Source organism: Sorangiineae bacterium MSr11954 (assembly GCA_037157815.1).
Classification (GTDB): domain Bacteria; phylum Myxococcota_A; class Polyangia; order Polyangiales; family Polyangiaceae; genus Pendulispora; species Pendulispora albinea.
This window is the reverse complement of record CP089984.1, coordinates 5,832,080-5,853,310: the sequence shown is the minus strand read 5'-3', so window position 1 is coordinate 5,853,310 and position 21,231 is coordinate 5,832,080. Positions and strand designations below refer to the sequence as shown.

Annotated in this window: 16 protein-coding genes; 11 read left to right on the top strand and 5 right to left on the bottom strand. The window is 66.7% G+C overall.

Going from position 1 to position 21,231, the window contains the following annotated elements; all coding sequences use genetic code 11:
* The first annotated feature begins 70 nt into the window (after window positions 1-70).
* The 6 genes from LZC94_22485 (at window position 71) to LZC94_22460 (ending at window position 10,619) form a co-directional block, all read left to right on the top strand.
* A complete protein-coding gene (locus LZC94_22485) occupies window positions 71-1,042 on the top strand; it encodes an NUDIX domain-containing protein (protein WXB19978.1) in 972 nt (323 codons plus the stop codon).
* Between the two features lie 736 nt (window positions 1,043-1,778).
* Window positions 1,779-3,107, top strand: coding sequence for a hypothetical protein (locus LZC94_22480; GenBank protein WXB19977.1), 1,329 nt, complete (start codon window positions 1,779-1,781; stop codon window positions 3,105-3,107).
* A gap of 32 nt (window positions 3,108-3,139) precedes the next feature.
* A complete protein-coding gene (locus LZC94_22475) occupies window positions 3,140-4,711 on the top strand; it encodes a hypothetical protein (protein ID WXB19976.1) in 1,572 nt (523 codons plus the stop codon).
* 203 nt (window positions 4,712-4,914) lie between these two features.
* Entirely contained in the window at window positions 4,915-8,733 is a 3,819-nt protein-coding gene (locus LZC94_22470; GenBank protein ID WXB19975.1) for a protein kinase, read from the top strand.
* A complete protein-coding gene (locus LZC94_22465; protein WXB19974.1) occupies window positions 8,730-9,287 on the top strand; it encodes a caleosin family protein in 558 nt (185 codons plus the stop codon). The genes LZC94_22470 and LZC94_22465 overlap by 4 nt, the downstream gene beginning before the upstream one ends.
* Before the next feature lie 183 nt (window positions 9,288-9,470).
* Entirely contained in the window at window positions 9,471-10,619 is a 1,149-nt protein-coding gene (locus LZC94_22460; GenBank protein WXB19973.1) for a pectinacetylesterase family protein, read from the top strand.
* Between the two features lie 15 nt (window positions 10,620-10,634).
* On the opposite strand, the gene LZC94_22455 is transcribed toward LZC94_22460, so the two are convergent.
* Complete coding sequence (locus LZC94_22455) at window positions 10,635-11,660, bottom strand: AraC family transcriptional regulator (protein ID WXB19972.1); 1,026 nt, start codon at window positions 11,658-11,660, stop codon at window positions 10,635-10,637.
* A 75-nt stretch (window positions 11,661-11,735) separates the two neighbouring features.
* On the opposite strand from LZC94_22455, the gene LZC94_22450 reads away from it, so the two are divergent.
* Together LZC94_22450 and LZC94_22445 are read left to right on the top strand one after the other, a co-directional pair.
* A complete protein-coding gene (locus tag LZC94_22450) occupies window positions 11,736-12,677 on the top strand; it encodes a metal-dependent hydrolase (protein WXB19971.1) in 942 nt (313 codons plus the stop codon).
* Between the two features lie 2 nt (window positions 12,678-12,679).
* Complete coding sequence (locus LZC94_22445) at window positions 12,680-13,540, top strand: metal-dependent hydrolase (protein ID WXB19970.1); 861 nt, start codon at window positions 12,680-12,682, stop codon at window positions 13,538-13,540.
* A gap of 116 nt (window positions 13,541-13,656) precedes the next feature.
* On the opposite strand, the gene LZC94_22440 is transcribed toward LZC94_22445, so the two are convergent.
* Together LZC94_22440 and LZC94_22435 are read right to left on the bottom strand one after the other, a co-directional pair.
* Window positions 13,657-14,688: a hypothetical protein gene (locus tag LZC94_22440; protein ID WXB19969.1), complete on the bottom strand. Its 1,032-nt coding sequence runs from the start codon at window positions 14,686-14,688 to the stop codon at window positions 13,657-13,659.
* Between the two features lie 262 nt (window positions 14,689-14,950).
* Window positions 14,951-15,922, bottom strand: a complete 972-nt coding sequence (locus tag LZC94_22435) for a quinone oxidoreductase (protein ID WXB19968.1) — start codon at window positions 15,920-15,922, stop codon at window positions 14,951-14,953.
* A gap of 271 nt (window positions 15,923-16,193) precedes the next feature.
* On the opposite strand from LZC94_22435, the gene thiC reads away from it, so the two are divergent.
* Window positions 16,194-17,576: a phosphomethylpyrimidine synthase ThiC gene (gene thiC / locus LZC94_22430; GenBank protein ID WXB19967.1), complete on the top strand. Its 1,383-nt coding sequence runs from the start codon at window positions 16,194-16,196 to the stop codon at window positions 17,574-17,576.
* On the top strand, window positions 17,573-18,220 hold the full coding sequence (locus LZC94_22425) for a hypothetical protein (GenBank protein ID WXB19966.1): 648 nt from the start codon (window positions 17,573-17,575) through the stop codon (window positions 18,218-18,220). The genes thiC and LZC94_22425 overlap by 4 nt, the downstream gene beginning before the upstream one ends.
* 161 nt (window positions 18,221-18,381) lie before the next feature.
* Here the strand turns inward: LZC94_22425 and LZC94_22420 are convergent, their stop codons facing one another.
* Complete coding sequence (locus tag LZC94_22420; protein ID WXB19965.1) at window positions 18,382-18,741, bottom strand: response regulator; 360 nt, start codon at window positions 18,739-18,741, stop codon at window positions 18,382-18,384.
* Window positions 18,742-18,820: 79 nt separating this feature from the next.
* Between LZC94_22420 and bioB the strand changes: the two genes are divergently transcribed.
* Window positions 18,821-19,789 (top strand): biotin synthase BioB, encoded by a 969-nt coding sequence (gene bioB, locus LZC94_22415; protein WXB19964.1) that lies wholly within the window; start codon window positions 18,821-18,823, stop codon window positions 19,787-19,789.
* A gap of 227 nt (window positions 19,790-20,016) precedes the next feature.
* On the opposite strand, the gene LZC94_22410 is transcribed toward bioB, so the two are convergent.
* The gene (locus tag LZC94_22410) at window positions 20,017-21,201 is read right to left on the bottom strand and encodes a hypothetical protein (protein WXB19963.1); all 1,185 of its coding nucleotides are present in this window, start codon (window positions 21,199-21,201) and stop codon (window positions 20,017-20,019) included.
* Window positions 21,202-21,231: the final 30 nt, after the last annotated feature.

Here is a 21,231-nt window from a genome sequence, read left to right as displayed (position 1 = left end):
CCCGCTTGGCTGCGCATTGTGCTGTGCGGATGAGGAACAACCGCGTAAACACAGGCGTGTGATGCGGTCGGTGAGCGAGATCGATTGGGCGAGCTGGACACCCACGGAGGTTTCGGCGCTCCTCTTCGTGGTGCGCGGGGGGCAGGTCCTCCTGATTCGAAAGAAGCGCGGGCTCGGCGCCGGCAAAATCAACGCGCCCGGCGGCCGCTTGGAGCCCGGGGAGACACCGGCCGACGCGGCGGTGCGCGAGACGCGCGAAGAGGTGGGGGTCGTCCCCTCGGCCGTGCGCGAGCGGGGCGAGCTGCGCTTTCAGTTCACCGATGGCTACAAGCTGCAGTGCTTCGTCTTCTCCGCCGATGACTGCGAGGGCGAGCCGGTGGAGACCGATGAAGCGCTCCCCATTTGGACCCGCCTCAATGCCATACCCTACGATGAAATGTGGGCGGACGATCGCGAATGGCTGCCGCTCATGCTCTCGGGCCGCCGCTTCTTCGCCTGCTCGATCTTCGACGGCGAGCGCATGGTCGATCTCTCCCTCGACGTTCAGGATCCCGCCGAGCCGCTGTTCGAGCATCTGCGCGCGCTCGGCATCGCCACCGAGACCGTCTCCCACCCGCCGGTCTTCACCGTGGACGAAGCCAAGCAGCACCGGGCGCAGCACGATGGCCCCCACGTGAAGAACCTCTTCTTGCGCAACAAAAAGGGCGCCATGTGGCTCGTCACCGTGCACGAGGACCGCCCCATCGATCTGCGCGATCTCGGCAAGCGCCTCGGCGCGGGCAACCTCTCCTTCGGTTCGCCCGAGCGCCTGCGCACGTACCTGGGGGTGGAGCCGGGCTCCGTCACCCCGCTGGCCATCCTCAACGATCGCGATCGCGTGGTGACCATGGCGCTCGACGCCTCGCTCTTTCGCGATGGGGTGAGCAACATTCATTGCCATCCGCTCACCAACGATCGCACCACGTCGATCGGCAGCGCCGATCTGCTTCGATTCGTCGCCTCGACGGGGCACGATCCCGTCCTCGTCGACTTCGACGTGTGAGCCGGCTCCGGGGGCCCAATCGTTCCGGGGCTCGACCTTGGCGCTTTCGAGGTCCCATAACGCCCTGCGTCGCTCTGTCGTATGAAACACTGAACGCAATATCAGTGTATCGCCGCGATTACGTACTAGAGCGCTTCGCGGGCGACACCCATTTCGTGCAGCGTAATTATCAAATTACTGTAGCAACCGACTTCGATGTGTGCTGAGATGCGCAGTATGGCGAGGAGCGTCACGAGCTACCGGTCTTTCGAGCTTCGCCTTCGAGACCGCGCCCCTGGTAGTGGTGATGCGTCCGCGAAGTTGTCGTTCCCACGCAGCGTCAATCTGTGCCACAGTCACTCGATAGACGATGCGTGGGACGTCTGGGACCGAGGAAGAGTTGCCGTCCCCGGTCGCGGTGCGTGGGTCGATGAGGATTGCACACGGTTCCATCTTGCTTTTGTCCTTGGTGCGCACATGGTTTCTTGAAATGCGTGCTCGCGCGGGCTCGATTCGGGCGCTGTGCGCTCAATGGCTTTCGCACGCACACATCGATGCTTAGATCGTATCTGTTTCGATTCCCCTGGACTCGGCACTTCGTCGCGAAGCTCCAAGTCCGCCTCGCGATTGTTGCAATCTGCAACATGCAACATGCAGTGTGCAACATGCAACGAGGCATCGGAATGAGCCTGGCTAGTCGGACTAGCCCTTAATGAATCGCCCGACGGTGTCGGGCGGGAGTTCGTCGAGGTCGACCATGCTGCAACAAACGCTGACGATCGTCGCGAGAGTGTGCGACGAGGCGCGGCTACGGGGTGTCTTGGCGGAGATTGCACGGGCGCGCGTCTTCGTGGGCGCTCGGTCCCAGGCCCAGCCCCAGTTTTTCGCCGATCCAAAGTTGGGTATTCATTTTGCGCGCATCGTCCTGATCCCGTCCGATGGCCGGTTCGATACCTGGTTGGCACTGGAATCGAATTTCGACACCGAAACCGACGATCCCGAGCGAGCACGCGAGCTGCATCTCGCCGATTTGATTCGGCGGCAGCCCGACGGCATGCGCGCGCTCTTTGCTTGTTGCGCGGGTTTCCCGAAGGACGCCTCCTTGGGAGCACTGAACGCCTATTGCCGAAAATGGATCGTGGAGTCGACCATCACGTACCAGGGACATGCCCGCCGCTCGCTCGGGCGCATCCGCCTCGAGCAACATGTTCGTGACGTGGTGCTGGACTACGTGAGCGCACAGGACTGGGCACCGCCCCCCAACCTGTTTGGCCAGATACGTGATCATTTGCGCACCCTGAAAGAGCGCGACCCGCGGCTCTGCGACCTCGATGTGGACGACGCCCCGCCGTCGTCCCCCGATCCGAAGGTGCGGAACCGCAAGTTGAAGGAGGGCTACTTTCCGTGGGCCGTGAACCTGGTCGACAGCCCCGAGCTGGTGGTGCGCTTGGGCTCCAGCGTTCCCACCATTTGCGAATGGGACAAGGAAGATCCGCCGTTCGATCTCCGTATCACGCATGAGAACTTGACCGACGCCGATCGTGAGAGCTTCGAAGATTTGGCCGCCGGGGAGGACTTTGGCATTCAAAATGCGCTGACCCACGTCGTCCCGCTCCGCCCCGGGCACGATCGGGAGTCCGTCCTTCGAAGCGCACACGCGTACATCGACGAGATGGCGCGCGATCATTTCAATCACATCGGGTGCCTCGGCGGGATCCCGACCATTCATTTCGCCAAGTGGGTCTTGATCGACGGCGGAAAGAGGCTGCTCTTCTTCAGCAACTACGACCACAGCTGGGAGAGCTACATCGGTGATTTCATCGATGAAGCGGCCTTGGGGCTGAACTTCGCCTGGTCGTGCACCGAGAACTATCCGAGGACGACCCTGCTCGTGGGCGGGGGCGCGAAGGACGAAGAGAGCTTCAAGGCGTGGACGCGCCAGTACTCGCGCCCTACACAGGTGTTCTACAGCGCCTATCCCGATTTGAGCATCGCCGCCATCAACAACAATACGTGGATTCGCCACGGGCTGCACCAGCGGCCCGAGGCCATCGATCTCGACTCATGGTTTCGGAGGCTCACGTGACGAAATGGGATCCGTCTGGTTTGACTCGCGCATTGAGCCACTCCAGCTCGGGTCTGCAATTCGACGAGATCCAAGGGCTCATCGTCAGCGGATACGGCGACCGCCCCGTCGCGTCGTACGCGTTGTTCGAGATCACCGATCCTGCGCGCGCCCGCGCCTGGATCGGGCGGATGCTGCCGAGCATTCAGTTCAGCAGCTACCGAAGCACGCCGCGGTATCTGCCGCCGTTCTTGGATAACATTTGTTTCAATCTGGCGTTTACCTACGAGGGGTTCGCCGCGCTCGGCTTGCATGAAACGGCGCTGTCGGGGTTTTGCCTCTCGTTCCAAGGGGGCCTGGACGATCCGCACCGCGCGCGCCGCCTCGGGGACGATGGGCCGAGCGCGCCCGACAACTGGGCGTGGGGCGGGCCGAACAATCCCCCCGTGCACGGGCTTTTGGCGGTGTTTGCAGGACACGGCGACGCGCGAGAAGGGGATCGCGAGCTTCCGCGCAAGGCGATCGCGGCCGAGGTCCACGAGGACAATGGGCTTCGCTTGGTGAAGGCGCTCCATGCACACCCGACGAATCGCGTGCTCCGCAAGGAGCATTTCGGCTTTCGGGACGGCATCTCCAACCCGCGGCTCGCGAGCTTGGCCCTCGAGCCAAAGGGACCCAACGTGATCGCCGATGGCGAGATCGTGCTGGGGTATCCCAATGCGTATGGAAGGCTCCCGCTGTCGCCCGAGGTTCCTGCGGAGGCGGATCCCGCGGGGGATCTGCCTTTGTCGCAGGACGACGAAGCGCCCAGTAGGCGCGACTTTGGTCGGAATGGGACCTATCTAGTGTTTTCGCAGATCGAACAGAACGTGAAGGCGTTCTGGCAATACGTGTTCCGCGCGGCGACCGATCTGCCCGACGCGCCCCCCGGGCGGCAAGGTGCCATTTGGCTCGCCGCCAAAATGGTGGGGCGCTGGCCCAACGGCACACCCATCTCCCTCTTTCCCGATGCACCGGGGGACGACGAGCACCGCGACGCCAACGACTTTACCTTCGCCTCCCGCAACGATGCATTTGGCGAGCTCTGCCCGATTGGATCACACATCCGCCGGACCAACCCGCGCGACACGGGTCTTCCGGTGCCGCACGATCCAAGGCTGAGTGGCTCACCCACGGACGACGACGAGCGGGAAAAGCACATCGAGCGGGCCAACCGACATCGCATCATGCGCCGTGGAAGACCCTACGGCGAGCCGCTCGATCCGCTGTACGATCCCGAGGCGATGCTGGCCGCGGCGGAGAAGGAGGAGCGCGAGGCGAAAGAAGGAAACGCGCCGGAGGCGCGCGGCCTCTTCTTCCTCGGCATGAACGCCAACATCTCGCGCCAGTACGAGTTCATTCGCGCGAACTGGGTGCTCAACCCAACGTTCGCCGGGCTGAGTCGCGATCCGGATCCGCTGCTGGGGGCGCAACGGGCATGCCCGTTTCCCGCCTCGCATTTTACGCTTCAAGGCTATCCACCTCGACAACTTCGAAACGTCCCCAGGGTCGTCGAAACTCGGGGCGGGGCCTACTTCTTCCTCCCAAGTCGCAGTGCACTTCTGCATCTGAGTCGTGAGCATTAAAACGAGATAGAGCGGGATCGAGCGAGGTAGAGCGGGATCGAGCGAGGTAGAGCAGGATCGAGCCGTACAAAGCGGGAGCGCGCGGCGATCGTTCGTCGAGGCGGCAGTAGGCTCTGTTAGTCTGGACAGGCTCTGTTCGAGGAGGCAGGGGCCCAAGGAAAATGCGCGGTGCGGCACTAGGATTTCGCGGGACGAAGAGGTTCGTGCTCGAAGGCCACCTCGGTGAGGGGGGCATGGGCGTGGTCCATCGCGCGCGCGATCTCGAGCGCGGCGAGGTGGTAGCGCTCAAGCTGATGACCCGCGTCGATTCGGTCGCGCTCCTCCGTTTCAAGCGCGAGTTCCGGGCCTTGGCCGACATCGTCCACGCCAACTTGGTGCAGCTCTACGAGCTCTTCTCCGAGGGCGACTCCTGGTTCTTCACCATGGAGCTGATCGACGGGCTCGACTTCGTGGCGGCCATGCATGCCCCCGGGCTGCCCGCCACGAGCATGGAGCGGACATTGCCTAACCGCTCCGTCGACGACGGTGGCTCCACCCTGGAGGCGCCCATCCAATTTTACGAGGCGGCGGCCGCCGGCGAGGATCGCGCGGAGGTGCTGCGCGCGGCCGGCGGGCACCAGCCGTTTGCCGTGCGCGATGTCGAGCGGCTGCGCGATGCGCTCCGGCAGCTGGCCGACGGGCTCAGCGCCATTCACGCGGCCGGAAAGTTGCACCGCGATGTGAAGCCCTCCAACGTGCTGGTCACGAGGGCAGGGCGCGTGGTGCTCCTCGACTTTGGGGTCGTCGCCGACAGCACACCCGATCGCCGCGCGAGCGACGATGCCTTGGTCGGCACACCCGCGTACATGGCCCCGGAGCAAGCGGCCTTCAAGCGGGCCACCACCGCATCGGATTGGTACGCGGTGGGGGTCATGCTCTACGAGGTGCTCACCCGCACCTTGCCGTTCGGCGGCAACATGACGGAGATCCTCATGCGCAAGCAGCGGATCATGCCGCCGCCGCCCTCGGAGCTGGTCTCCGGCGTGCCGCAGGATCTCGAGCGCCTCTGCATGGACCTCTTGCGCACCGATCCGCGCGAGCGCCCCACGGGCGATGAAGTGCTGCGCAGGCTGGAGGGCGATGCCTCCTTGCCCGGGATCTCGGCGTCGGTGGAGATCCCCTTCGTGGGCCGCACCGCGCAGCTCGCCGCGCTGGACGACGCCTTTCACGCGAGCTTGGGCGGCAAGGCGGTCATCCTGCGCGTCTTCGGGCGGTCGGGCATGGGCAAGAGCGCGCTGGTCTCGCGCTTCTTGAACAGCCTCGGCGTGCGCTCCGACGTGCTGGTGCTCTCCGGCCGCTGCTACGAGCGCGAGGCCGTCCCGTTCAAGGCCGTCGATCAGGTGGTGGACGAGCTCAGTCGATGGCTCCTTCGCGCCCCCGACGAAGAGGTGTGGCAGCTGGTTCCGCAGGGCATGCACCAGCTGGTGCGGCTCTTTCCCGTTCTGCGCGACGCGCGCATGGTCGACAGCTCGCCGCGCTTCGATGCCGCCGATGCCGAGGGCGGTAGCGGCGGGGGCGACGTCGAGATCACCGATCCGCAGGAGATCCGGCGCCGCGCGTTCGGCGCCCTCAAGGAGCTGCTGGCCGCCATCAGCTTGCGCTACGCCCTGGTCATCCACATCGACGATATGCAGTGGGGCGACGTGGACAGCGTGCAGCTGCTCGAGTCGCTCTTGGCGCCCAAGGCTTTGTCGTCGGTGCTCCTCGTCTGCAGCTACCGCAGCGAGCTCGAGGCGACCAGCCCCGCGCTCCAAGCGCTGCACGACGTCGAGGAGCGCATCGCGCCGCTCTGCCTCTCGCGGCGGGTGGAGGTGGACGAGCTCTCGCCGTCGGAGACCTCCTTGCTCGCCCGCGCGCTGCTGAAGGACTCGGGCGACACCATCACGCGCGCCGTGGTCGCGGAGGCGCACGGCAGCCCCTTCTTCGTGGCCGAGCTGGCGCGCTGGGCCAACGAGCGCCCGAACTTGGCGCGCAGCGAGGGGATGATCTCGCTCGAGCAGGTCATTTTGGCGCGGGTGGCCGAGCTCCCCGACGATGCGCGCGCGCTCCTCGAGGTGCTCAGCGTGGCGGCCGGACCGCTGGAGCACCGCATCGCCGAGAACGCGACCGGGAGCATGGCCTCGTACTTCTCCGCCGTGCTGCAGCTCCGCGGCGCGCGGCTGATTCACACGCGCGGCCTCGGCTCGCGCGACTCCGCCGAGACCACGCACGATCGCATCCGCGAGACCTTGGCGAGCAGCCTCTCCGAGGAGCGGCGCAGGCAGTGTCACCTCGGCCTGGCGCGGGTGCTCGCCTCGAGCCTGGGCGCCGATCCGGAGGCCGTGTTCCGGCACTTCCACGCGGCGGGCGACAAGGAGAGCGCCAAGAAGTACGCCGTTCAAGCCGCGGAGGCGGCCAACGAGGCGCTCGCCTTCATGCGCGCCGCGCGCCTTTACGAGGCGGCCATCGAGCTGGGGGCCGGCCCGGCGCGCGCGCTCTACCGCGAGCTGGGCGACGCGCTCGCCAGCGCCGGGCGCGGGGCCAAGGCCGCCGATGCCTACCTCGCCGCCGCGGAGGACGCGCCGGCCGACGAGGCCCTCGAGCTGCGCCGCATCGCGGCCGAGTACCTGATGAAGAGCGGCCGCGAGCGCGAAGGCTTGCGCGTGCTGCGCACGGTGCTGGAGGCGGTCGATCTGAGCTACCCCGCGTCGACCGAGGCCGCCCTGGCCTCGTTCGTCTACAACGACGCGCGCCTGCGGCTCTCGTGGGCCATGCGCCGCCCCACCGCGGGAAAGACCGGCTCGCAAGTGGAGCTGTCGCGGGTCGACGCCGCCTTCTCCGCCGCCGCCGGCTTGGCCCTCACCGACGTGCTCCGCGGCGCCGATTTTGGCACGCGCGCGCTCCTCCTCGCCATCGAAGCGGGCGATCCGCTGCGCCTTTGCCGCGCCTTGGCCATCGCGGCCGGCAACATCGCCAGCGCCGGCGAGCCCTCGCGGCAGCGCGCCGAAGAGATGGTGCGCGCCGCCGAACAAATCGCCGAGCGCACGGGCGATCCGCACAGCGTCGCGCTCTCGCAGCTGGCCGCGGCCTTCGTGCACTTCTTCTTGGGCGAGTGGCGCAGCGCGCGCAAGAAGCTCGAACGGGCGGAGGGGATCTTCCGCGCGCGGTGCCGGTTTGCGTCGTGGGAGCTCGCCAACACGCAAGCGTGGATGTGCGATGTCCTCATCTTGAGCGGCGAGCTTCGCGAGGCGGCCGAGCGCATCCCGGCCATCGTCGAGGACGCGCGCGCGCGCGAGGACCGCTTTGCCCTGGTGCAGACGATCTACCCGCACTGCATCGCGTACATCGTCGGCGACGACGTGGAGGCCGCGTGGCGGGCGACCGAGGTGCTGCCCATCGGCCAAGAGCCGCACGACATTTTCACCAGCGCGCACTGGGGCGCCATGATCTCGGCGTGCTCCGTGCTGCGCTACCGGGGCGACGGCGTGGCCGCCTGGTGGCGCTCGGAGCGCGACATGCCTTCGCTGGAGAAGACGCACATGCTTCGCGCCGCCATGATCCGCTGCTTTACGCTCTACGAGCGCGCGCTCACCGCCGTCTCCGCCGTGTCGAACGAGCGGCTGGCGCTGCACCGTTCGCGCTTCATCGACGAGCGCGAGCTGCTCGGCGTGGTCGACCGCGCGGCCAAGCGCCTCGCCCGCGAGAAGCTGCGCTATGCGCCGGCCATGGGCCATATGCTGCGCGCGTGCGCGGCCGCCGTCCGCGGCGATCGCGAGGGCGCCTACTCGGCCTTGGAGATGACGGTGCCCATGCTCGACGGCGCCGATCTGGGCTACCTGGCGGCGTGCGCGCGCCACCGGCTGGGCGAGGTCGTGGGCGGCACCCGCGGGAGCGAGCTGAAAGAGCGCTCGCTCGACTTCTTCACGGCCCAAGGCTTCCGAAACGTGGAGCGCTGCTTGGCCATGAGCGCCCCCGGCTTCGAGGAGATCCTGGCTGGATCATGACCCCGCTCCAGCGCCACGCGCAGTTCTTCGATCCCGAGCGGACCGGCATCATCACCCCTCGAAAGACCTTTCGGGGCCTGGGGCGGCTCGGCATCGGGTGGCACCTGGGCATCCTCCTCACCCCCCTCATCAACGGCTTTTTGGGCTACCTCACCACCCGCAAAATCACCTTCGACATCGTGATCGAGTCGATCGCCTCGGGGAAGCACCCCTACGACACCGGCGTGTTCGACGACGAGGGTCAATTCGACCAAGCCGCGTTCGACGCGCTCTTCGCCGGCGTTTCGGGCGACGCCATCACCGAAATGGAAATGCGCCGCGTGATCGTCGGCCGCGGCAATCGAAGGGCCCATATGGGGGATTTGGCCGGAAAGCTCGGTCTTTGGTTTTCGGGCAAAGAGGTCAAACTCTTGTTCTGCGTGGCGTCCGATACGACCAAATCCGAGAATGGCAAAACCGTCCCCGCCATTCGAAAGCGCACCATGCGGCGCTTTTACGACGGAACCCTGCTCGATGCCGTCGCGCGCGCTCGGATTTGGCGCGGGCGCAGCTGATCCAAGATTTCGAGGCGCGCTTTGGCGAACCCGCTCGAGGGGTTGTCGTTAAAGCCCATGTGCCAATGAACATGCTATTGTCGTGGGATGCGCCGAATCCTTCTTTCGCTCGCACTGTCCATTCCATGTGTGGTATTGGCGCCGTTGGTCGGCTGCAGTAGTGACAATAGCTCCTCATCCCCATTGGACTCCGGAATCCAACCGTTCGACAGTGACGGGCAGGGCGGCGGTAACCGCGCCGATGGCGGAGGAGGCCGGGACGGTGGTGGGAGCCCAGGGCCCACCTGCGAGCCATTCACCCCCGGCGAGGCCGTGCAAGCGCCAGCCAATAGCTGGACATGGATTGGCGTGCCCGAGGCGAAGTGCCGCAATGGCTCGTCCAGCGGGTTCGGTGTTCGGCTGAAGCCAGGCTCCAAAAAGCTCTTCATCTATTTGCAGGGCGGAGGCGCCTGTTTCAATGGCACCACGTGCCTCGGCAATCCATCGGCCTTCGGTGCATCCAACTTCACGGGCTGGAAGGGTACGCAAGGGAACGCCGGTATCATGAACGATGGGAACGCGAACAATCCGGTCAAGGATTGGAATGCCGTGTTCGTGCCCTATTGCTCCGGCGATATCTTCAATGGCAGCGCGCCCAGCTCCAATGTCCCGGGTGGCGGTCCGCGCGACCAAGCCTTCCTTGGCGTATCCAATACGCTGGCGTACTTGAAGCGCATCGTCCCCACCTTTCCCGAGGTCGATCAGGTGCTCCTGACGGGCAGCAGCGCGGGCGGCTTCGGCGCGGCCAGCAACTACGATCGTGTGGCGCAGGCGTTCTGTCCGCGTCCGGTGGTGATGGTCGACGACGCGGGGCCCGTCATGTCCGATACGTACCTCGCGCCCTGTCTGCAAAAGCGCTTTCGTTCGGTCTGGAACCTGACGGCTGGCTTGCCCGCAGGCTGCGCCGCCTGCACCGATCCGGTGACCGGCGGCGGTTTGGTCAACGCGGTGCCATTCCTCACGGCCAAATACCCGCGGGGGCGCTTTGGTTTGATCTCGGGCGACCAAGACTCCGTGATTCGGCTCTTCATGGCCTTCGGCAACGACGATTGCCGGAACGTCGACGGCGCTCCATCGGACTACGACGGGGCCAAATTCGCGCGAGGCTTGGCCGACCTGCGCGATAAATATCTGAAGCCCGCGCCCAACGCGGGGACGTATTACGTGGGGACCACGTCGCACACCTTCCTCGCGTCCAGCGCGTTCTATTCGACCACCGTCAAGGGCGTGCCGCTCACCAAATGGATGGGCGACCTGATCAAAGGCGAGCCGCCGACCCACGTCGCGCCGTAGGCACGGCCCGCGGAGCTACTTGCGCTCGGGGCTCGTCAAGGTGCGGCGGTAGGCGCTGGGGGTGAGCCCCGTCCAGCGGCGAAAGGCGCGCGTAAAGTTGGCAGGGTCGGAGTAGCCCAGTCGCTCGGCCACGTTCTCCAGCGAGAGATCGAGGGCGCGCAGGAGGAGCAGGGCCTTGTCGCGCTGCTGCTCCTCGAGCAGGGTGGAGTAGGCCATGGCTTGCGCGGCGAGCTTTCGCTTCAAGGTGCGGGGCGAGAGGCGAAGCTCCGAGGCCACCTCGTCGAGCGAGCGAAAGCCACCGTCCTTTCGCGGGATGAGGGAGCGCACGCGGCCGATCAGCCGGCCATCGCCCCCGAGGGCATCGAGCGCGCGCTCGCATTGTTCGACGGCGAGGCGGCGGGCCGCGGGATCGGCCATGGTGAGCGGCAGGTCGAGGATGGTCGCGTCGAACACGAGCTGGTTGACGGGCTGCCCGAAGCGCACGGCGGGAAAGAGGTGCGCGTACTTGGCAAAGTAGTCCGGCTCGGGGAAGGCGAGATCGGCGCTGCCGCGGAGCTCGCGGCCGGTGAGGGCGTTGGCGATCTGCCAGAGGCCGATGAGGATGGCGGGGATGACCACGTCGCGCGCGGTGCCAAAGTCGGCTTGCTCGTCGATGACCACCGAGGCCACGTCGCCGTCGACGCAAAGGCGGAAGGCGAGCGCGCTGGTGCGGGTGGGGGCGAATTGGGCGGCGAGCTGGATGGCGTCGCGCGTGGTGGCCGAGGTCATGGCCGCAAAGCCCAGAAATCCATGCGCCGAGATGCGCATTTGGAAGCCGAGATAAAAGCCGAGCGCGGGCTTTCCCGTGAGCGCCCGCGCGCGCGCCACGAGCTTCTCGAGCGTGGGGATCGAGAGCCGCGCCTCCGGCTCCGAGAGGAACTCGTCGTCGAGGTCGAGCCCGGAGAAGAGCTCTTCGTGGGTGACGTTCCACCCCTTCACGAGCTCAGCGAGGTGCAGGGCGTGGATGGCGGGGATGGTAGGCGGTTCGATGGATCCGGACATGGGTGGCCCGAACTGACAAAACTCTGGCACCACGGAACCTAGCGCCGCGCGTCAATCAACGCCAGATTTACGAGGATGAATCCGACCCCGATTAACACCAGGACGGAGAGCAGGACAGATACCAGGACAGACCGCAGGACGGAGACCGGGAGCGAGGCCGGAACCCATACGGGGACCGACGGCAGGGCCGACGCCAGCACCGGCGACATCAAGGTGCGAAATCTGCGGTTCGACGTTCATCTGGATGTGCCTCGTCATTGGCTTGGAGGTCGCAAGTCGGTGACATCGTTCTTCGACAATCTGTCGGTTTTCTTTCCATTGGGCGAACGATTCTTCATCCAAGCCGTCGCCGCCCACCAAAGGTTCGTTCGCGATCCCCAGCTGCGCAAAGACGTGCGCGCCTTCTGCGGTCAGGAAGGGATCCACAGCCGCGAGCACGAGAGCTACAACGATATGCTGGCGCATCAGGGATACCCGGTGCGCGATATGGAGCTGCAGGTGCAAAAGCTCCTGACCGCGGCCGCGCGGGCGACCACCAAGCGCCAGCAGCTCGCCTTCACCTGCGCGCTCGAGCACTTCACCGCGCTCATGGCCCACACGGCGCTGGAGAACGACGTGTTCGCGGGCGCGCACCCCACCATGGGCGCCCTCTGGAAATGGCACGCCGTGGAGGAGAACGAGCACAGGGCGGTGGCCTTCGACGTGTATCGGGCGGCGGGCGGCACGTATGGCGAGCGCGTTCGGTGTATGGTGCTGGCGAGCGTCATCTTTTGGGCCAAGGTGCTCGAGCATCAAATTCGCCTCATGAGGTGCGACGGCACCGTATTTTCCCTGCGCGAGTGGGCGCAGCTCGGGTGGTTCCTCTTTGGGAAGCCCGGCTGGTTGCGCCAGATCATTCCTCTGTACCTTCATTATTTCCGCCCCTCGTTCCATCCGCACGATCTCGACTGCACGGCGGCCATGGAGCGCTGGAAGCGCGAATATGCAACGTCCGAAGTTTATCGAAAGGCGGCCTAGACATGCATGCAGTAGCGAGCGAAGCCGGGAATCATCCGATTGAGGTCCGCAACCTGAAGTTCGATGTCCACGCGGATGTGCCGCGCTATTGGGTGGCAGGTCGCAAGTCGGTCACCACGTTCTTCAACAACCTGTCGATCTTCTTCCCGGCCGGCGAGCGCTTCTTCATCGCCTCGGTCCGCGCCCATCAAAAGCACGTGAAGGGGGCGAAGCTCCACAAGGAGGTGCGGGGCTTCTGCGCGCAGGAGGGCATCCATAGCCGCGAGCACGATCGCTACAACGAGATGCTCGAGCGGCAGGGCTACCCGGTGGCCGAGCTGGAGCAACGGGTCGAGCGCTTGCTCGCGCGGGTCTCCAAGCGGCTGCCGCCGCGGATGCAGCTGGCCGCCACCTGTGCGCTGGAGCACTTCACGGCGCTGATGGCGCATGCGCTGCTCGAGGAGTCGGAGCGATCGAAGAACATCTTCGAGGGCGCCGATCCCATCATGACCGCGCTCTGGAAGTGGCACGCGGCCGAGGAGAACGAGCACAAGTCGGTGGCCTACGACGTGTACTTGGCGGCCGGTGGCCACTATGGCGAGCGGGTGGCCGTGATGGTGGGCGCGAGCATCATCTTTTGGAAGAAGGTGTTCGAGCACCAGGCCGAGATGATGAAATGCGACGGCACCGTCTACTCGGTGAGCGAGTGGGCGAAGCTCGCGTGGGGGCTCTTTGGCGAGCCGGGGATCTTGCGCAAGATCTTTCCCTTGTACCTTCTCTATTACAAGCCGTCGTTCCATCCGCGCGATCTCGATTGCTCGGAGGCGATCGCGCGTTGGAAAAAGGAGTTCGAGACGTCGGCGGTGTATCACGCGGCTGCGTAGGGACGCGTGCCGCGTCGTGACGCGTGTTGCGTCGTGACGCGGGGGCTTCACGGACGGACGCGGCGGGGTCTCCCCCGCGCGCGTTTCGCGTCCGCGTTCCCGTTCGCGTGATTCGGTCAGTGGCGCGCGCTGCAGACGAGGCCTTCGGCGCACGCGTGGGCGCTGTCGCAGGCTTCGCCGGCCTTGCCGCCTTGGCTCGGGGTGTCGGTGCTTCCGCCCGATCCGCCGCCGCAATGGCCGGTGCTGCAGCTTCCGCCGCCGCCGCTACCACCGCCGGAGCCGCCGCTGCCACCGCCGGAGCCGCCGCTACCTCCGCTGCCGCCGGACCCGCCGCCGGAGCCACCACCGCTACCACCACCACCGCCGCTACCCCCGCCGCCGCCCCCGCAAGCCGGCGAGCTGCTGCACGAGACGCGCGCCTCGGCGGATGAAAGAACGACGTCGACACCCCCGTTGAGCGGGCTCAGGGCGGTGATATGGAGCGCACGCACGCGCATCCCGTCGGCCCATTGGATTTGCTCGTTGATGACGATGCGCAGGATGCCGCTCACCTCGAGGGTCTGATTCGGCTCGCCGGTGACATTGACGAGGAGCCCGCCCACGCGAAGGTTGGCCACCACACTGCTGCCCGAGGACGCGACCCCGCCCACCGCGCACTTGGCGCTGGCGTTGGCGTCGATGACGTCGGCGGAGATGCCGATCCCGAGCACGCTCGCCTTGACCTTGGCGATGGCGGCGGCGGCGTCCGTGACGCCCGCTTCGCCGTTGACATTGGCGGTGGCCACGTCGGCGCTGAGCAGGTTGGGGACGTCGACCGAGAGCAGCTTCGCGCCCAGGGAGCCGCCTTCGGCCGGTAGCTCACCCGTATCGATCAACGATGCGGACACGAGCTGCAGAACATTGGCCTGCACCACCCGCGCGCGGCCGCCAAACCCGCCCGACGAGCACGCCGCGGCGATCGACGCGCTTCGCAGGACCGCGGCCGGCGCGCAAACGCCCGAGCCGACGGCGGCCTCGCCGAACGCGGGATCCGCGGCTGGATCATTCCCCTCACTGCCGGGGGTCGGATTGTTCGAACCGCAAGCGACCGACAGCAGCGCGGTCAGTGCGAATGCAACGGGAACCAGCGCACGCTTCTTCGTATCCATGATGAGCCTTGAACCCTCCACGATTCCTCCCTTTGCAGGGATTGGGCTCACCGCTCATCGTCCCGATCCCGTTCAGGGTCGACGTGGATATTTCCGGCGCAAGAGGCGTGTCTTACACACACTCACCACGATGGAATCGATGCTTTCAGGTCGCAACGTCGAAGCCTGCAGGCTGCACATCGTCTCTCGATGAACGCACCGCTGGCATGCGCAGCGACCTGTTTCGATCCGAACGCGACGACGACACCACCCGGCGAGGGGACTACGGAACGAGGACCACGGAGCCCGTGGTGGCGCGGGACTCGAGGGCGCGGTGCGCTTCGGCGGCGTCCTTCAAGGGGAAGGTGCGGGGCTTGGGGGTCGGTACCGTGCCCTTTTTCAGGACGTCGAAGAGGGCGGCGGCCGATTGATCGAGCTCGGCCCGCGTGCCGATGTACGCGAAGAGCGAGGGGCGGGTGATGAAGAGGGACCGCATGCCGCCGATGGACGCGAGCTCGATGGGCGCCGGGCTCCCCGACGATTGGCCGAAGCTGACGAGGGTCCCGCGGGCAACCAAGCTGTCCAGCGAGCCGGCCAGGGTGTCCTTGCCCACCGAGTCGTAGACCACATCGACCCCGCGCCCGGAGGTGATCTCCTTGACGCGCGCCACGAAGTTCTCCTCGGTGAGGACGATGGCGTGATCGCAACCTTGCGCCTTGGCCAGGGCGGCCTTCTCGCGCGTGCTCACCGTGCCGATGACGGTGGCTCCCAGCGCCTTGGCCCAAGGGGTGAGGAGGCTGCCCACGCCCCCGGCCGCAGCATGGAGGAGCACGGTGTGCCCCGGGCGAATGGGGTACGTGCGGCGCAGCAGGAATTCGGCCGTGAGGCCCTTGAGAAAGACGGAAGCGGCGGTGGTGTCCGTGACCTCGGGCGGGAGCTTCACCAGGCGATCGGCGGGCGCATTGCGCTCCTCCGCGTAGGCTCCCATGAGGCCGGTATAGACCACCCGATCGCCCTTGGCGATGGAGGTCACGCCTTCGCCGACGGCTTCGACCACCCCGGCGCCTTCCTGCCCGATGCCCGTGGGGAGGGGAACTTTGTACAGACCAATTCGATGGTAGACATCGATGAAGTTGAGGCCGATGGCCGTGTGCCGGATCCGAACTTCTCCCGGGCCCGGGGCAGGGAGCGAGGCCGCCTCCCAGCTTAATTTTTCCGGACCTCCGACTTCGTGGACGACGATCGCATGAGGCATGTGGAGTCTCCTGGTGGTCCGATCGGCCCGATCGGACAGGCTCGCGCCGCGGCGCGGCGGAGCGGCTCGAGAAGGGTGCGGACGGGGACTATGCGGTCTCCGCCAGAACGCGACAAGACACAAGAGGCGCGAGAAGCACGCGGAGCCGCGAGGGGGCGCCCGCGGGGTAGGAGAGGCGCGCAAACCGAAGGGGCGTGCAGCGCGTTTCGGTGCGGGGCCGAGCCCGAAAGGTTGAAGCGAAGCTCACGCAACACATGCTAAGACTCGGGGCATGCGAACCGAGTGGATTGCCAAGCGACGCGGGGACGCCACCCCCACGCAGATGTATTATGCACGTAAAGGCATCGTCACCGAGGAGATGGCTTATGTCGCGCAGCGCGAGAAGGTCGATCCCGAGCTCGTACGGAGCGAGGTGGCGCGCGGGCGGCTCATCATCCCGGCGAACACCTGTCACCCGAACCTCGAGCCCATGGGCATTGGAATCGCGCTCAGCTGCAAGGTGAACGCGAACATCGGGTCGAGCGCGGTGGTGAGCCACGTCGACAAGGAGCTGAGCAAGCTCGCCGTCTGCCTCAAACACGGCGCCGACACCGTGATGGATCTCTCGACCGGGGGCGACATCGACGGCATCCGCCGCGCCATCATCGCGGCCTCCCCGGTGCCGATTGGGACGGTCCCCATCTACCAAGCGCTCCAGATCGCCAAGGACGTCAAGCGCCTCACGGCCGACGACATGATTTCCATGCTCGAGGTCCAGGCCCAGCAAGGCGTCGACTACTTCACCATCCACGCGGGCGTTTTGGCGCAGTACCTGGAGCTGGTGCGCAACCGCATCACCGGGATCGTCTCGCGCGGTGGCTCGATCATGGCGCAGTGGATGCTCGAGCACCACAAGCAGAACCCGTTCTACACGCACTGGGACAAGGTCCTCGAGATCTGCCGCAAGTACGACGTCTCCATCAGCGCCGGCGACGGGCTGCGCCCGGGGTGTTTGCATGATGCAAGCGACGCCGCGCAGTTCGCGGAGCTGAAGACCCTGGGCGAGCTCACCCAGCGCGCGTGGGAGAAGGACGTGCAGGTCATGATCGAGGGGCCGGGCCACGTTCCCTTCGACCAGATCGAGATGAACGTGAAGAAGGAGATGGAGCTCTGCCACGAGGCGCCGTTCTATGTGCTCGGCCCGCTGGTGACCGACATCGCTCCGGGCTACGACCACATCACGAGCTGCATCGGCGCGACCATGGCCGGCACCGCCGGCGCCGCCATGCTCTGCTACGTGACCCCCAAGGAGCACCTCGGTCTGCCCGACGAAGACGACGTGAAGCAGGGCCTCATCGCCTACAAGATCGCGGCCCACGCGGCCGACGTCGCCCGCCACCGCCCCGGCGCGCGCGAGCGCGACGACGCGCTCTCGCGTGCGCGCTACGCGTTCGACTGGAAGGAGCAGTTCCGGCTCTCGATCGATCCGGAGCACGCGCAGGCGCTCCACGACGAGACCTTGCCGGACGAGTACTTCAAGAGCGCGGAGTTCTGCTCCATGTGCGGGCCGAAGTTCTGCTCGATGCACATCAACCGCGCCGTCGAAGAGTTCAACAAGAAGGTCGACGAAGATCGGAAGCAGGGCCGCCGCACCCTGGATCTGTTCACGGCGTGAGTCGGTTCCCGAAGCTTCGCGCGTCGTTCGCGTTTCGCGCGTCGTTCGCGTTTCGCGCGCTCGCTGCAGGTGCCGCGCTCGCGTGCGTGGGGGCGCTCGGGTGCGGGCGCGGGCAATCGTCGACGGCGGGGCCGCCTGCGTCGGGCACACCGGCGAAGGACGGCTCCGCCGCCGTTTCGAGCGCCGGGGCGTCCAGCGAGCAGTCGCAGATGCACGAGACGTTGTGGGCGCAGGCGAAAGAAGCGGAGGCCGACGATCTCGCCCGCCTTGCACGCAAGGAGGGCGCGCTCGGCCTCGTCGAACGAGGCGCCCAGCCCGAGTGGCGTGAGACGGCCATTCGGGCGCTCGCCTTCGCCGAGGGGTGGGCCGGTCTGCCATGGCTCGCCGAGATCGCCGATGGCGGCGGATCGGCGGGCGGCGCGGGCGCGGCCAGCGAGAAAGAGTCGCTCCTGGCCATCGAGTCGACGAACGCCCTCGCCGCGCGCCCTCGCCGCGCCGTGGATCCGGAGGACGCCGCCGAGCTCCGCGCGGGCTGCGAGCGTCTCGCAAAGATTGCGCGCGATCCGAAGAAGCCCAAAGCGTTGACCGCCGGCGCCATCCGCACCTTGCAGATGCTCGGCGATCGCGGCTGCTCCGCGCCCTAACGGCACGAATCAAACCGCCAGGCGCGACGACCGCCACGCTGCGCGGCGCCTCCGCGAAGATGAGTTAACCGCCAGGGCGCAAGGACCGCCAGGGTTTTCATGTCTATTTTAGGTTCTTCTCTCTCTTGGCGATCGTGGCGCCCTGGCGGTGGATTCTCGGCTCAGAGGCCGCGCACCCAGGCGGCGACCCGATCGCAGTCCCTCGGCTTGAAGAAGACCGGCGCCATCCGGCGCGCTTCGACCAGGAGCACGCCGTCGTCGTCGCTCGTGAAGAAGACGAAGGGCAGCTCCGGCCGTGACGCCGTGAGCCATCGTGCCGCCTCGATCCCGGTGCCATCGCCCAGATCGAGATCGAGCACCGCGGCGAACAACCGGGCGGCGTCGACCCCGCGCGCGTCGCGCAGCGAGCGGGCCTCGAGCACCTGGAAGCCGTCGGCGCGAAGTATCTTACCCAGCGCCAGATGGACGACGGGCGAATCGTCGGCCACGAGGATCGTGCGAGCTGAGTCTGCCACTGTCATGGCGCCACCACGGTGCGAGGGTACCGGCACCGACGCGAATCGTGAAGCCCGCCCGCATCATGGTATGGTGCCCTCCGATATGCCGCCCGCCCAACCGCAACCGCCCCGTTATACCCGCGAACACGTTCGATCCCTGTACGACCGCCCGCTGTTTCTGCTGCTCGACGAAGCGCGCGCGGTGCACCGTGCACACCACGCCGACAACGAAGTGCAGCTCTGCACCTTGCTCAGCGTCAAGACGGGTGGCTGCCCGGAGAACTGCTCGTACTGCCCGCAGTCGAGCCACTACGATACCCCCGTCGGCGCCGAGAAGATGCTCGACGTCGAGCAGGTGAAGGCGAGCGCCCGCCGCGCGAAGGAGCTGGGGTCCACCCGCTTCTGCATGGGCGCCGCGTGGCGCGAGGTCAAAGACGGCCCCGCCTTCGATCGGGTGCTCGAGATGGTGCGCGAGGTCAAAGGGCTCGGCCTCGAGGCGTGCGTCACCCTGGGCATGCTCACCGGAGAGCAGGCGCAAAAGCTCAAGGACGCGGGCCTCGACGCGTACAATCACAACCTCGACACGAGCCGCGAGCACTACCGCTCGATCATCTCCACCCGCACCTTCGACGATCGCCTGCGCACCCTCGAGAACGTGCGCCAGGCCGGCATCACTGTGTGCTCGGGCGGCATCATCGGCATGGGCGAGAGCATCGACGATCGCTGCGAGATGCTCCGCACCCTCGCCAACCTGGAGACGCAGCCCGAGAGCGTGCCCATCAACGCGCTGGTCCCCGTGGAGGGCACCCCGCTGGCCGATCGCCCGCCCGTCGACCCGCTGGACATGGTCCGCATGATCGCCATCGCGCGCATCTTGATGCCGCGCACGCGCGTGCGCCTCTCCGCCGGCCGTCAGTCCCTCTCGCGCGAGGCGCAGCTGCTCTGCATGCTCGCCGGCGCCAACTCCATCTTTTACGGCGAGAAGCTGCTCACCGTCGGCAACCCCGAAGAAGAGGCCGACCTCTCGCTCATCAAAGACGCGGGGCTGGTCACGATGGCGCCTGCGGTGTGATGGATCGGCGGGAGCTTCGCTCCCGTGCCCGTTCCCGAGAAACTCGATCTTTTACGGCGAGAAGCTGCTCACCGTCGGCAACCCCGAAGAAGAGGCCGACCTCTCGCTCATCAAAGACGCGGGGCTGGTCACGATGGCGCCTGCGGTGTGATGGATCGGCGGGAGCTCCGCTCCCGTGCCCGTTCCCGAGAAAAAGCTCGGGAACGGGTGAGTGACGAACGGCTACGTCAGAGCGGGACGACGAAGGGCGTCGTCACCGTCGGGTTTTCGGTGCGCGCACCGAATTGACCCGCCGGGTTCGAGCCCCAGCAAAGCACCTTGCCGTCTTTGCGGATGATGCACGAGGCCTCTTTGGACACGGCCACCACGGTCGCGTCGGTGATGCCCGCCACCTTCACCGGCTTGGCTTGGTCGGTGGTCGTACCGTCGCCCAGCTGCCCGTGCTCATTGGCGCCCCAACACCAAACCGAGCCATCTTGCACGACGGCGCACGTGTGCTCGCCGCCCACCGCCACGCTCGTGACGTTGGCCACGCCCGTTACGATCACGGCCTCCGGCCCCGCCTCCGCGTTCCCGTCGCCACGGTTGCTGCCCCAGCACGCGAGCTTGCCGTCCTTGAGCGCCGCGCAGCTGGAGTCGTCGCTGGCCCAGACATGCGCCGCCGCCGGGAGATCCGTCACCGGCTTGAGCTCGTCGGACGCCGAGTCCGTCACATACCCGAGCTGCCCGGACTTGTTGAAGCCGTAGCATGACACCACGCCGCTCGCGTTGAGGATGCAGATGTGATCGCCGCCCACGGCGAGCTCCGTGGCTCCTACCACCGTCGGGACCTTCACCGGCACCAGCGAGGGATCGGGCGCGGCGGGCGCGATGGCGAGCATCTGCTGCCAGCAGGACGCCCCGCCATCTTGCAAGAGCGCGCATACCCTCGAATCGCTCCCCACCAGCGCCTTCACGCTGCCCGTTGCGTTGACGGCAGCCGGCACCGCTTTGCCGCCCTCCGCCTCGCCGGTGCCATTTCCAGAGCCGTTGCCGTCGCCCCAGCATTTGACCGTGCCATCGCGCAGGCGCGCACAGGAGGCATTGTTATTGATGAAAATATCCGCCGCCGCCGTTAGCTCGGTCACCGCCATTGGCTCCGGCCCGGAGCTTTTCTCTTTGTCCCCGCGACCGCGCCCGCCCGTGTACGCGGGACCCCAGCACCGCCCCGTGCCGTCCTTCATGATCGCGCAGCTGACGTCGCCCGCGAGGCTCAAGGCCACGGCGATGCAGCCATCGCCGCTGCACCCGCCGCCGCCCGGGGGCGGGTTCTGACCGCCGCCGCCACCGCCCTTGTTATCGTCGCTCGAGGAGCAGGCGATCGCGCCCAACACCAACGCCGAAAGAAATGCAATACGAGAGAAGTTCATCATCGCCCGCAAAGATGGCGCAGCGCGTTCGAT

Coding starts and splice junctions, on each gene's coding strand:
- LZC94_22410 (WXB19963.1), bottom strand. CDS start 21,201: ATGATGAACTTCTCTCGTATTGCATTTCTTTCGGCGTTGGTGTTGGGC.
- LZC94_22435 (WXB19968.1), bottom strand. CDS start 15,922: ATGCCTCATGCGATCGTCGTCCACGAAGTCGGAGGTCCGGAAAAATTA.
- LZC94_22465 (WXB19974.1), top strand. CDS start 8,730: ATGACCCCGCTCCAGCGCCACGCGCAGTTCTTCGATCCCGAGCGGACC.
- LZC94_22440 (WXB19969.1), bottom strand. CDS start 14,688: ATGGATACGAAGAAGCGTGCGCTGGTTCCCGTTGCATTCGCACTGACC.
- LZC94_22455 (WXB19972.1), bottom strand. CDS start 11,660: ATGTCCGGATCCATCGAACCGCCTACCATCCCCGCCATCCACGCCCTG.
- bioB (WXB19964.1), top strand. CDS start 18,821: ATGCCGCCCGCCCAACCGCAACCGCCCCGTTATACCCGCGAACACGTT.
- LZC94_22420 (WXB19965.1), bottom strand. CDS start 18,741: ATGACAGTGGCAGACTCAGCTCGCACGATCCTCGTGGCCGACGATTCG.
- LZC94_22450 (WXB19971.1), top strand. CDS start 11,736: ATGAATCCGACCCCGATTAACACCAGGACGGAGAGCAGGACAGATACC.
- thiC (WXB19967.1), top strand. CDS start 16,194: ATGCGAACCGAGTGGATTGCCAAGCGACGCGGGGACGCCACCCCCACG.
- LZC94_22445 (WXB19970.1), top strand. CDS start 12,680: ATGCATGCAGTAGCGAGCGAAGCCGGGAATCATCCGATTGAGGTCCGC.
- LZC94_22480 (WXB19977.1), top strand. CDS start 1,779: ATGCTGCAACAAACGCTGACGATCGTCGCGAGAGTGTGCGACGAGGCG.